Consider the following 11942-nt stretch of genomic DNA (forward strand, 5'->3'; position numbering starts at 1 on the left):
TCAGACAGTCACCCAGCGGTTTTGATGATCAAAGGCAAAATCATACCCCCCAAGGGCTGCGGCACCCCCAGTGTGCAGGAACACAATCCGTTGGCCGTTGAACTCACCCTTGCGGGCAAGATCAATCAGACCGGCTGCGCCCTTGGCTGAATAGCACGGATCGAGAAGGATGCCTTCGAGCTCTGCAAACATCTGGATCGCCTCTATGCCACTTGTCGTTGGCAGGCCATAGCCCTCGCCGACATAGTCAGTATTGGCCTTCACGTCTTCGCGCTTGACCACACCTGCGCAGCCCAGTTTTTCAGCGGTTTTGCAGGCGAGGTCAAAAACCATCTGTTCTTGCTTGGGCTGAGGCGCCCTTGTGCCGATGCCCAGCACGGGCACCTGCGCATTCATGGCACACATGCCAGTCACCAACCCGGCCTGCGTTCCTGAAGAACCGGTTGCATGCACCAATCTGTCAATTTGCAAACCACTGTTATTTGCTTGTGCCAACAGTTCAAAGGCCGCGTTAACATAGCCAAGTGCGCCGGTCGGGTTCGATCCGCCGCCAGGGATGACATAGACATTGTGCCCTTCCGCGCGCTTCTTCTCGGCTGCTTTTTCCATCTCACCCGGCATGTCATGGCCGCCGGGAAACTTCTCGGTGGTTGCGCCATGCAAATGGTCTAGCAGGACGTTACCGTTCGTATTGTAGTTTCCATTTTGGTAACCGGTGCGATCCTCCAAAAGGATGTGACAGGCAAGCCCCAGCTTGGCGGCAAATGCAGCCGTCTGCCGACCGTGGTTGGTTTGCGTGGCCCCTTGGGTCATCACCATGTCGGCACCCTGCGCCTCGGCCTCAGCCATTAGGAATTCAAGCTTGCGGGTCTTGTTGCCACCGGTCGACATACCAGTGCAATCATCGCGTTTGATCCATATTTCGACCCCCAGCTCTTTTGACAATCGAGTCATGTGTTCGAGCGGTGTTGGAAGATGGGCAAGATGCAGGCGGGGAAAACGGGCAAGGTGCATGTCATGGTTCCTAATATTTGCTTTTGTCAAGTTACTACGCGCTGAGGCACATTCCTAATTCGAACTTCGGTACATAAATTGCGGGAATTGCATGTTGTCACGAACTGCACTATCGATCCGCCATGCGTCTTGAGTGGATCGATGATATATTGGCCGTGCTTGATAGCGGCTCTCTCGCCCGCGCCGCTGAAAAGCGATTGCTGACGCAATCTGCGTTTACTCGGCGGGTGCGGCTTATCGAAGACAACATCGGCGCAACGCTGTTTGATCGCCGCCGCAAGCCAGTCTCTTTGATGCCAGGCGTGCGGGAACTGGAATTTGAATTACGTGAACTCAGCACCCGGCTGCAGAGGCTTCGACACACCTTAAAGACAGCGAGTGATCAGACAGGCAAATCGCTGTCTTTTGTTTGCCAACACGCGCTTACCACGACAATTTCACCCGAAATTGTTCGCGTTTTAACTGAAGCTGGCGAAATCTCGGTTCGTGTTCGTTCAGGAAATCAAGACGAGTGCCTGATGCATCTGATTTCAAAAGAAGTTGATTTTGCCATCATGTACGCGGTGCCTGATGACAGTATTCAAGAACCCGTTAACGCGTTTGAAACCAAAACACTCGGGATGGATACTTTGATTCCAGTCTGTGCGCCTACTGTGCGCACGCAAGTGACGGAAGACGTAATTCCTACAATCAGCTACCCGCCCGAAGTCTTTCTCGGGCAGGTCTATTCCAGAATGATTGCGCCGCGATTACCTGAAGGTAAAACCGCAGTACCCAGGGCTGAAACCGCACTTACGTTGGCCATACTACAATACGCCTTGAATGAAATCGGCATCGCGTGGTTGCCCCGCTCTCTAGTGGCGACCCACCTTTCTGAGGGCGCGCTTGTGTGTATTGACGACGTGCTGCCCACACAGCTTCTGGCAATCAGGGTAGTCCGCTTGGCAGAATCTCAGCCAGATCACGCAGAGCAAATATGGAAACAACTTGAAGACATTTTAAGTTTCTAGTTTTCCCGCTGCACTCTCTATCCCAAATGGCAAGCCGCCCCTAATCAGAAGGGCATGATTTTCCCTTACACACCCTTCGCCAGACCGAAAAAAAACAAAGCCCACACGCAAAACGCTTCGTTATCGCAAAAAACTGCTACATCCTAAGCACCTGATCCTGGCAGCAGTCGTCTCTCGAACGTGCCCAGCTGCCAAAGAAGCGATACAAGCGAGTGGCCACTTTGACTGTTGTGGTTTTTGAAATTCGAATACGCGGCGAACGTCTGCTTCCCGCCCATTTTTTAGAAAAACAACGTGTTCTGGCGCAAAGAGTTACGGCGCAGCCCACACCGTCGCACTTGTCTTGGGGCCAGCGGGATTTGGACTAGCCAAACGCCCCTGGCCATCAGGGGAAAGACGCTGCCTTCCCCCTCGGGCAACCCTATTAGACAGAACCGTGTCCTCGGCTGTGCCTGCGGGCCGCGCCACCCCCGTCGAAAAGCATTGCCTCGCACCTTCCCGCGTTCGCCACGTGGCAGATTAGCAGGAACAGGCAGCTTCGCTGTCAGACCTACAAATCAGCTCTGATTTTCCAAGAGGAGGGATCAGATCAAACCAAACTGTCTGCGGGAGTATGAAATGGGGGCGGCGTGCTAGTTGATGACGCAAAGGTCAAATTCAACTGATGTCCAACGTTGGGGGCGCCTTCTGATGTCGAACATTCACTGCTTTTGTGGTCCAACTATGACAGTTGGGTCAGGTTCGTGTGACGTTCAACAGGAAACCAGTGGCGGACCGAGGAGGATTCGAACCCCCGACCCCTTGATTCGTAGTCAAGTACTCTATCCAGCTGAGCTATCGGTCCGCGTTGGTGAGGCGCTATGTAGACCCGGCATTCGGGACGTGCAAGTCGATTCTGTAAAAATAATTCAAAAAGCCCCATCGCCCCGCGGGAGGCGAATTTCAAAGGTGGTACCTGTTGACCCTGTCTCGGTCAGAACAAGGTCACCCCCATGGCCCCGCAACAGTTCCTGTGAGATCGCCAAGCCCAGACCCGACCCGCCTTTGCGGACGCCACCCTGAAAGGGTGTGAACAGATTTTCACGCGCTTTGGCCGGCAGGCCCGGCCCTGTGTCGCTGATCTGAATACACCAGTTGGCGTCCTGCTCTTGCCCGGACAGGGTGATCCGACCGGGCTTTCCTGATGCAACCAGCGCCTGACGAGCATTTCGAACGAGGTTCATCATGACACGGAAAATCTGTTCAGGATCAGCTCGTACGACCAACTCTTCCGGCACATCATTGATGATCTCGACACAGGCATCGGCAACGGCAAGTTTCTCGCTAGCAACCACATCCTCGGCCACAATGCGGAGCGGAATCAAAGTAAGCGACGGTGCAGGTTCTTCAGCGCGGCCAAATGCCAATGTGCTTTCGCACAGGGTTACCGCTCGGGTGATCGAGTTCACCAGCTTAGGGGCCATGCGACGCACCAACGGGTCTTCGCTGGATTCGATCCGGTCGGTAAACAGCTGGGCCGAGGTCAGGATGTTGCGCAGATCGTGGCTCACCTTGGCCACAGCCCCGCCCAGCTGCGCCAGACGCTCGCGCTGTTTCAGGGCCTGGGTCAGTTCGGTTTGCAACTGTTTTAGCGCCTCTTCGGCCTCGCGCAGCTCGGTCACTTTGGAATCCGGTGAGATGATTCCACGGGCATCTTCGGGGGCGCTGGCATAGCGCTGCATATATCCGACAACGCTTTTGATGGGCTTTACCAGAACCACCCGAACCGCAAGAAACAGGAAAAAAGCCGTGATGATCGAAATCACAAATGACAGGCCCAGAATGCGTAACCCATAATCCGTCATCGCCATACGCAAAGGCATGCTGTCAGTCGTCACCTCAATCAGCAGACCTGCGCCTTTCACAGGCTCGCCAATAACACGGATGACTTCATTTTCCGGCGTGAACAACCGCACGACAGCATCCCGGATCAAAACCCATGGTCGCGCGTCACGCAGGTCATAGGTCTTGCTGATCTGCCCTGGAATAGGAGAGGACAGCATCAACTGGCGCATCTCGTCTCGCCGCAGAACCACGTTATAGACGCCCGCATTGGCCAGCAGTTCAGCCTCAAGGTCCTCGGCCAGCATATCATCGGCCAACAAAGCGAGCGATGCGATCTGAGCGCGCTCCAGCCGGTTCAGCAGGAAATCTTCGCGGAATCGCGCAATCGAAGGGACAAAAATCAGAACCTCGGCCAACATCACGAAGACCGTCGTCAGGATCAGAAATCGGCCTGACAGCGAGTTCACATTGCTCTCCCTTCCAGGTCAGGGCATCCAGCGCTGGACGAACCTGACTACGCGTTTAACCGTTTGATTCTCAAACAGCCTTGGAGAGAAATAAGCGCCCGCCACCCGTTTGTTAAGCTCTCCAATCGTCGGATAGGGCGAAACCATCGCGGCGACCTGCCCCATCTTCAGATTATTGGCCAAGGCCAGCGACCACAAGTTGATCAGTTCGCCCGCCTGATGACCAACGATTGTGGCCCCCACCGGACGGCCTTTGACGACCATGACCTTGATGAAACCATTCGTTTTACGCTCGGAAATGGCGCGGTCGTTGTGGTGATAGTCAAACCGCGCAATTTCCATCTTATCGCCATGCTCGGCGCGCGCCTGCACCTCGGTCAGGCCAACCTGCGCCAGCTCGGGGTCGGTGTAGGTCGCCCAGGGGATATGTGCGGTTTTCGCCTTGGAGGGCAGCCCAAACAGCGCCGAACGAATGATAATCCCCGCGTGATAGCCCGCCACATGAGTGAATTGCAGCCCACCCGCGACATCTCCGATCGCATAGACCCTGCGGTTCGTGGTGCGCAGGGTGTCGTCGACCTTGATGCCGGTTCGGATGGGCTCGATCCCGGCAGCGGCAAGGTTGAGGCGGTCGGTATTGGCCTTTCGCCCCGCAGCCAGCAGCAGATGCGTGCCCGAGAAGATCTCGCCGTTCTCGGTCACCACCTCAACCGCGCCATCGGAGCCGCGAATCTGTGCCACCATCGCCTGTTCATGGATCGCAACGCCCTCGGCGCGCAGGCTGTCCAGCACGACCTCTGCCGCCTCGGGATCATCCTTGCCCAACGCCTTCTGCCCTTCGATGACTGTGACCTTGCAACCGAGCCGAATATGCGCCTGCGCCATCTCCATACCGATGGGGCCGCCGCCGATGATCAGCAGATGATCGGGCTTGTCGCGCAGATCAAAGATAGTCTCGTTGGTATAATACGGCACCTTGTCCAAACCGGGTATCGGCGGGACCAAGGGGGATGAACCTGTTGCAATCACAACCCGCCGCGCGGTGATCAGGTGATCCCCCGCCTGAACCTGTGTCGGAGAGACGAAGCTGCCAAATTCCCGGATCACCTTGACACCAAAGCTTTCGAACCGCTCTTGGCTGTCCATCGGCTCAATCTGCGCAATCACATCATGCACGTGGTCTTTGGCGGCGGCGTAATCCACCTGTGGCACCACATCCGCCACACCCAGCGCCGAGGCATGCGCCTGCCCATAGGCGGCCTTGCCGCTAGCAATCAGGGCCTTGGACGGGACGCAGCCGAAATTCAGACAATCGCCGCCCATCTTGTGACCTTCCAGCAGGATCACATCCGCACCCATCTGGCTCGCCCCCGCGGCGACCGACAGCCCACCTGACCCGGCCCCGATCACCAGGATATCGGATTTCAGTTCTTGCATGATCAGCTGTCCTTTTGGCCGCGCAGCGTTTTGATCAGAATGGGCAGAGCCGCCAGCACACACAAGCCGATGATGGGGCCGATGACAAAAGGCTCCCACAGCAGTGAGACATCCGGCGTTTCACCTCGGTCGAATACACCGCCCAGCCCGACGCCGATCCAAGTATAAACGATGCCACCGGGAATGATGCCCAGCGCCGTGGTGAACAGAAAGTTGCGGAACTTCACCCCCACCAGCGCCGGCACCAGATTGGCCACAAAGAACGGAACCACCGGGACAAGGCGCAGCAGGAACAGGACCGAGATCTCATTCTCGCGCAGGCCGTCCTTCAGCTTTTTGATGGTGCCTTCCGAGGCTTCAAGCCGTGCTGTCAACGACGCACCTAAGCCCCAGCGCGCCGCCAGAAAGATCGCCGAGGCGCCGATGGTTGCCGAAAAGATGTTGAAGACCGTGCCTGCGAACAGTCCGAACAGGAACCCGCCGGTCATCGAGGCCACCGCAGCGCCAGGCAGCGAAAAGGCAACGATGGCAATGTAGATCGCGATGAATGCGCCTGCCATTGCCCAGTAATTGGCGTCACGCCAGCCCAACAGGGCCTCTCGGTTGTCGCGCAGGGTCTCAAAAGTCAGGTAATCACCCAAGGTAAAGAACCCCACGGCGGCAACGGAAAGAATCACCAGCAAAGGAATATGTCGCGCAAGCCCGCTGCGCGGGGCCTGAGTTGTATCGCTCATAATGGTGTCCGGTTTTGTGCGTCTCATTCTGGCCTCAACATGCGACGTCACGCGACCGGGCAACAGGGGCCTCACGCTGCCTTGATCTTTTCGACAGTGAATGTGAGGGTTTTGTGCCTAAAATCCGTATTTTTGAAATCTTTTACCGCGCGGGATTATAGAATTGTTGCAAAAGGCTGCAAAACTCCCACCAAGGGGTTTGACTTACCCCCCGCTTGGCAGTAGAGGACGGGCTTCGAACACCACGGGCAGGCGAATCCGCGCTGCACCCGACCGAATAGATTGGAGACGGAGCGATGAAACGCACCTATCAGCCTTCGAACCTGGTTCGCAAACGCCGCCACGGTTTCCGCGCGCGCATGGCCACCAAGGCCGGCCGCAAGATCCTGAACTCGCGCCGCGCACGTGGCCGCAAGTCGCTGAGCGCATAAACCGCTCACCGATCAGGTTATGAACATGACGCCGCCGGAGGCCCCTGAGGATGGTAAGAACCAACCTGGGGATACGCCCCCGGCGGCGTCCGTTTGCGCATCCGAAACTTTGACCATTCTCAGGAAACGATCCGAATTCCTGAACGCTGCGCGTGCGCGTCGGCAGGGCACATCATCAATGATGGTGCAGGCGCGTAAACGCGCCGAGGGCGAGGCGGACGGGATTCGCGTCGGCTTCACCTGTTCCAAAAAGGTCGGCAATGCCGTGGCTCGCAACCGGGCCAAGCGACGCCTGCGCGAAGCTGCGCGCGCGGTACTGCCTGAGAAGGGGCAGGACGGCTGGGATTACGTGCTGATCGGTCGCGCCGATGTCACAGCCGGACGCCCCTATGCGGCGCTGCTGGATGATTTGCGCTATGCTCTGCGAAAAGTCCATGCTGCGCGGAAATGACATTGCTCTCGCATATCCTTGCCTTACCCATTCGGGCGTACCGGTTGCTGTTCAGCCCTTGGGTCGGGTTCAACTGCCGCTATCAGCCTACATGCTCGGCCTATGCGTTGGAGGCACTGGAAAAACACGGTGCCATCAAGGGCACATGGCTGGCCGCGCGACGGATTGGGCGTTGCCACCCTTTGGGTGGTGACGGGTATGATCCGGTTCCGGACCGTGAAGATCCCTCCTGACCCGTCGTCGGACTTGACCGGAGCGCACCTTCGCTGAACAGTTGTGCTGTTCAATTCGAGGGCCAGATGACATCTGACGCGCGCCATTCCCTACCCACGCATGACGTTCTGAATCAGCCGCCTGTGCGAGCAGATTTAGACCTTTGGGCCTCTGACCCAGTACTGCAAAATGTGGCAGGCGCGCGAAGCTCTATTCTTCGCAACTATGGTGCAGACCTTGGGCGTGCTGCAGTCAGAGACATGGCGCGCGAGGCCAATTTCCACTCCCCAGAACTTGTGCTGTTTGACCAAGGTGGACGCCGCCTGGATGAAGTGCGTTTCACTCATTCATACCATCACCTGATGCAACTCAGTCAATCATCCGGATACGCAGCCGTTGCCTGGTCTGACCTCCCGAATGGTCACGCCACCCACGCCGCCATGGTCTACCTTGCCAGTCAGGTCGAACCCGGACATTGCTGCCCGCTGACGATGACTTACGCAGCCGTTCCAGCACTTGCGGCGAATGAAGAGATTGCCTCGATCTGGGTTCCCAGATTGACGGAATGGAACCACGATTCCTCTATCGCTCCTATCGCCTCCAAAAAAAGCGCCACGCTGGGTATGGCGATGACTGAGAAACAGGGCGGCTCGGACATTCGCGCCAATACCACGACGGCCACACGCGACGGAGATCACTGGCGGTTGCGCGGGCATAAATGGTTCTGCTCGGCCCCGATGTCCGACGGTTTCCTGACACTTGCCCAGACCCCCGGCGGTCTGACCTGTTTCCTTGTGCCCCGCTGGCTGGACGGCGAACGCAATGCAATCCACCTGATGCGGCTGAAGAACAAGCTGGGCAATCGGTCCAACGCCTCGGCCGAGATTGAATACCATGATGCGCTGGCCTATCAGCTTGGAGATGAGGGCGCGGGTGTGCGCACAATCCTGGAGATGGTGCATCACACACGGCTCGACACTGCAATGGCCCCGGCAGGTCTGATGCGGGCGGCCCTCAGCGAAGCGCATTACTGGGTCAGCCATCGCAGCGCCTTTCAGCGCCGGTTGATTGACCAACCCCTGATGCGCATCGTTCTGGCCGATCTCGTGCTGGACTGGGAGGGGGCGCTGACACTGGGAATGCGTGTGGCGCAGGCTTTTGACGGTCATACACCCGAGGATAAAGCCCTTTCCCGCATCGCTGTTGCACTCGCCAAATTCCTCAACAACAAACGCTGTCCAGCCGTCGTGGTCGAAGCCATGGAGGTGTTGGGCGGCATGGGCTATGTCGAGGACACCCCCCTGCCCCTGCTCTACCGTGAAGCCCCTTTGAACGGCATCTGGGAAGGTTCGGGCAATGTGATCTGTCTGGATATCCTGCGCACCCTGGCGCGCGACCCCTTGGCCGCCCAGGTCCTGCAGGCCGAGCTTGAGGCGGCAACCGGAGTGAACCGCCACTATGATGCGGCGCTGAGGGACCACCGCGCCCGCTGGACCAATATCCCACCCGAAGCCGAGGCGCGCTGGTTTGCGGAGCGCACTGCCTTGCTGCTGACGGCCTCTCAACTGATACGCCAAGCGCCCGAGCCGGTCGCTGATGGATTTGTGGCGTCTCGGCTGACAGGTAACAATGGCCGCATCCCCGGTTCGGTGTCCGGGCTGGACACTGGTGCCCTGCTTGCGCGGTTGGGCTGACCCGCACACTTGCCCGGATACGCCATCTGCTGTAGGGCCAGCGCATGTTTGACGAAGCTGACGATATCCATCCGCTGTTTGCCGGCGCGCCTTCGACCACCGAGTTCAAGAAGCTGCGCAAACGCATCGTGCGCCACACCCGCGAAGCCATCGAACACTATGGCATGGTGGACCCGTCCGCGCATGAGAAAGACGGCAAACCACCCCGTTGGTTGGTCTGCCTGTCAGGCGGTAAGGACAGCTATACCTTGCTAGCGGTTCTGTACGAGCTGAAATGGCGCGGCCTACTACCGGTCGATCTGCTGGCTTGCAATCTGGATCAGGGCCAACCGGGTTTTCCCGCTACCGTCCTACCCGAGTTTCTGGAACGCATGGGTGTACCGCACCGCATCGAATATCAGGACACTTACTCGGTCGTCATGGACAAGGTTCCCCAAGGCCGCACCTTTTGCGCGCTATGTTCGCGCCTGCGCCGGGGCAACCTGTACCGCATCGCGCGGGAAGAGGGCTGCTCGGCCGTGGTGCTGGGTCATCACCGTGACGACATCCTTGAGACGTTTTTCATGAACCTGTTCCACGGCGGCCGTCTAGCAACGATGCCGCCAAAGCTGGTGAACGAAGAAGGCGACCTGTTCGTCTTTCGCCCCCTTGCCCATGTCGCCGAGGCGGATTGCGAGAAATTTGCCAATGCGATGAACTACCCGATCATTCCTTGTGACCTGTGCGGCAGCCAGGACGGGTTACAACGCCAACAGGTCAAACAGATTCTCGATCAGTGGGAAAAAAACAGCCCCGGACGGCGGCAAGTGATGTTCCGCGCCTTAACCAATGCGCGCCCTTCGCACCTTTTGGACCCGAAATTGTTTGATTTTGTTAATCTTTCCATCAATTCGAACGAAAAAACTGAAAAAACGGATGATATTCCACAGCTGCGTTAACGAGTGACTCAGACTGATTTTCTACGGTTTGACCTGAGCGCAAGATGCTCAAGGTAAAGGCGAAGACGAACCGATGAGGAAATCTGTTTCCGTTGATCAATTTCTCGATACTCTCACCACATATCTGAGTGGCCCGCCGGTGCTGGCCTTTGCTCCCGCCATTTCGCTTGCGGCTTTCTGGATCGGTGGAGAACGTGCGCTTGTCGTTGTGGCACTAAGCCTTCCGTTGCTGATCGTCGCCTTCGCCTCAGTCAGACGCACGCAAACTGCACGCATCTCTCCACTGCACCATCACGGAAGACTCGCGCCAACGGATAAGTTTGCCGCCGAACTTGAAAATTTCTTTGACCGTACCGATCACGATAACATGGGATCGGCTTGTATGATTATGGCCTTAGACGGGTTCACAGAATTTGTTGACCTGCACGGAAATGCGGCCGCGACCCATCTGTCCAGCCAATTTTGTGACCGCATCTTCTCGGTCATTCGAACCGGCGATATTGCGACACGATTAGACGAGTGCAGAATCGCCATCGGCCTGCGCCCGTCACAGCATCTCGATCTCGAAGCCTGTATTCAGATGTCGGGCCGCATCCAATCCGCCGTTGAAGAGCCGATCACCCTAAACGGCACCACTGCCTATGTCTCGTGTTCAATCGGTTTTTGCCTGCAATCCGCAATTCGCGGATCCGGGTTTGAAAATTGGATTGATGCCGCATCTGCTGCGCTATGCGAAGCTCAGCGTAATGGGCCCTCAACGATCCGCGCCTTTTCAAACGAAACCCGCCGTAGATCCAATATCAGGGCCAACCTTCGCAAAGAGTTCGAGGCTGCGCTGGACAACGGACAAATCCGCCCCTGGTTTCAGCCTCAGGTTTCCACAGATACAGGGCGGGTTACGGGGTTTGAAGCCCTGGCCCGCTGGGAGCACCCGCAAAAAGGCATCTTGAACCCACAGATATTTCTGCCTTTTGCCGAACAGGCCGAGCTGATGGAGAGGCTTGGCCAGACGATGCGGCATCATGCATTCTCCGCGATGTGCGACTGGGGCCGGAACGGGATTCACGTCCCACGAATCGGAATCAACTTTTCTTCGGACGAGCTACGAGACCCCGCTCTGCTGGACCGATTGAAATGGGAAATGGACCAAAACGACCTGACGCCCGACCGACTGGCTGTCGAAATTCTGGAAACCGTGTTTTCGCGACGTCCGGACGATGTGATTACCCGCAACGTGACCAGCCTTGCAGCACTTGGCTGTTGTATCGATCTGGATGATTTCGGCACTGGACATGCCTCGATCGCCTCGATCAAACGGTTTGATGTGACGCGGATCAAGATAGACCGAACTTTTGTGGCCAAGGCGGACAGTGATGCATCGCAACAACAATTGGTCAGTGCAATTCTGACTATGGCCGAAAGGTTGAATGTGGAAACACTCGCCGAGGGTGTTGAAACCACCGGTGAGCACGCGTTGATGGCACAGCTAGGTTGTGACCACGTTCAAGGCTTTGGCATTGGCAAGCCCATGCCGTTCGAAAAGACCATGGATTGGATCTCGGCCCACCAGAACAAAGTCAAAGGCATTCCCAAGATTGGACGGCAAGCGGGTTCCTGATCGCAGGTTTTCACCACAAAAGCCCAATCTGGAACCATAAGGCGGGCGAATCCGCTTGACCTTTGGGGCTGCACTCTGTTGAACCCACCGGGTGTGTTTCACTGCTTAAGG

The 11942-nt window shown here is 57.2% G+C and carries 11 protein-coding genes and 1 tRNA gene; 7 read left to right on the forward strand and 5 right to left on the reverse strand.

Annotated features, from left to right (window positions below):
• Complete coding sequence (gene cuyA / locus AC2FLB_RS07640) at nt 1–1014, reverse strand: D-cysteate sulfo-lyase (RefSeq protein WP_496708984.1); 1014 nt, start codon at nt 1012–1014, stop codon at nt 1–3.
• 122 nt (nt 1015–1136) lie between these two features.
• Here cuyA and AC2FLB_RS07645 point away from each other — a divergent pair, with 122 nt between their 5' ends.
• Nucleotides 1137–2024, forward strand: coding sequence for a LysR family transcriptional regulator (locus tag AC2FLB_RS07645; protein WP_496708985.1), 888 nt, complete (start codon nt 1137–1139; stop codon nt 2022–2024).
• 767 nt (nt 2025–2791) lie between these two features.
• On the opposite strand, the gene AC2FLB_RS07650 is transcribed toward AC2FLB_RS07645, so the two are convergent.
• From AC2FLB_RS07650 to AC2FLB_RS07665, 4 genes are all read right to left on the reverse strand, one after another.
• Nucleotides 2792–2868, reverse strand: a tRNA-Arg gene (locus tag AC2FLB_RS07650).
• 64 nt (nt 2869–2932) lie between these two features.
• A complete protein-coding gene (locus tag AC2FLB_RS07655) occupies nt 2933–4315 on the reverse strand; it encodes an ATP-binding protein (protein WP_496708986.1) in 1383 nt (460 codons plus the stop codon).
• Between the two features lie 18 nt (nt 4316–4333).
• Nucleotides 4334–5752 carry a dihydrolipoyl dehydrogenase family protein gene (locus AC2FLB_RS07660; protein WP_496708987.1) on the reverse strand — a complete coding sequence of 473 codons (1419 nt, stop codon included), beginning with the start codon at nt 5750–5752 and terminating at the stop codon, nt 4334–4336.
• 2 nt (nt 5753–5754) lie between these two features.
• Nucleotides 5755–6486: a TVP38/TMEM64 family protein gene (locus AC2FLB_RS07665; protein WP_496708988.1), complete on the reverse strand. Its 732-nt coding sequence runs from the start codon at nt 6484–6486 to the stop codon at nt 5755–5757.
• Between the two features lie 296 nt (nt 6487–6782).
• Between AC2FLB_RS07665 and rpmH the strand changes: the two genes are divergently transcribed.
• The 6 genes from rpmH to AC2FLB_RS07695 all read left to right on the forward strand — a co-directional run bounded on the left by rpmH (nt 6783) and on the right by AC2FLB_RS07695 (nt 11831).
• Nucleotides 6783–6917 (forward strand): 50S ribosomal protein L34, encoded by a 135-nt coding sequence (gene rpmH, locus AC2FLB_RS07670; RefSeq protein WP_005632162.1) that lies wholly within the window; start codon nt 6783–6785, stop codon nt 6915–6917.
• A 25-nt stretch (nt 6918–6942) separates the two neighbouring features.
• The gene (rnpA, locus tag AC2FLB_RS07675; protein WP_142639721.1) at nt 6943–7368 is read left to right on the forward strand and encodes a ribonuclease P protein component; all 426 of its coding nucleotides are present in this window, start codon (nt 6943–6945) and stop codon (nt 7366–7368) included.
• The gene (gene yidD, locus AC2FLB_RS07680) at nt 7365–7601 is read left to right on the forward strand and encodes a membrane protein insertion efficiency factor YidD (protein ID WP_281973741.1); all 237 of its coding nucleotides are present in this window, start codon (nt 7365–7367) and stop codon (nt 7599–7601) included. The genes rnpA and yidD overlap by 4 nt, the downstream gene beginning before the upstream one ends.
• 66 nt (nt 7602–7667) lie before the next feature.
• A complete protein-coding gene (locus AC2FLB_RS07685; protein WP_496691918.1) occupies nt 7668–9275 on the forward strand; it encodes an acyl-CoA dehydrogenase family protein in 1608 nt (535 codons plus the stop codon).
• A gap of 44 nt (nt 9276–9319) precedes the next feature.
• A complete protein-coding gene (gene ttcA / locus AC2FLB_RS07690; protein WP_496708989.1) occupies nt 9320–10213 on the forward strand; it encodes a tRNA 2-thiocytidine(32) synthetase TtcA in 894 nt (297 codons plus the stop codon).
• Between the two features lie 73 nt (nt 10214–10286).
• Nucleotides 10287–11831: a putative bifunctional diguanylate cyclase/phosphodiesterase gene (locus AC2FLB_RS07695; protein ID WP_496691916.1), complete on the forward strand. Its 1545-nt coding sequence runs from the start codon at nt 10287–10289 to the stop codon at nt 11829–11831.
• The last annotated feature ends 111 nt before the right edge of the window (nt 11832–11942 follow it).

It is taken from the genome of Ruegeria sp. CDSA236 (genome assembly GCF_059611285.1).

Bases quoted from the DNA above. Each gene is read 5' to 3' on its own strand.
- cuyA (WP_496708984.1), bottom strand. From the start codon at position 1,014: ATGCACCTTGCCCGTTTTCCCCGCCTGCATCTTGCCCATCTTCCAACA.
- yidD (WP_281973741.1), top strand. From the start codon at position 7,365: ATGACATTGCTCTCGCATATCCTTGCCTTACCCATTCGGGCGTACCGG.
- AC2FLB_RS07685 (WP_496691918.1), top strand. From the start codon at position 7,668: ATGACATCTGACGCGCGCCATTCCCTACCCACGCATGACGTTCTGAAT.
- AC2FLB_RS07665 (WP_496708988.1), bottom strand. From the start codon at position 6,486: ATGAGCGATACAACTCAGGCCCCGCGCAGCGGGCTTGCGCGACATATT.
- ttcA (WP_496708989.1), top strand. From the start codon at position 9,320: ATGTTTGACGAAGCTGACGATATCCATCCGCTGTTTGCCGGCGCGCCT.
- AC2FLB_RS07660 (WP_496708987.1), bottom strand. From the start codon at position 5,752: ATGCAAGAACTGAAATCCGATATCCTGGTGATCGGGGCCGGGTCAGGT.
- rnpA (WP_142639721.1), top strand. From the start codon at position 6,943: ATGACGCCGCCGGAGGCCCCTGAGGATGGTAAGAACCAACCTGGGGAT.
- AC2FLB_RS07695 (WP_496691916.1), top strand. From the start codon at position 10,287: ATGAGGAAATCTGTTTCCGTTGATCAATTTCTCGATACTCTCACCACA.
- rpmH (WP_005632162.1), top strand. From the start codon at position 6,783: ATGAAACGCACCTATCAGCCTTCGAACCTGGTTCGCAAACGCCGCCAC.
- AC2FLB_RS07645 (WP_496708985.1), top strand. From the start codon at position 1,137: ATGCGTCTTGAGTGGATCGATGATATATTGGCCGTGCTTGATAGCGGC.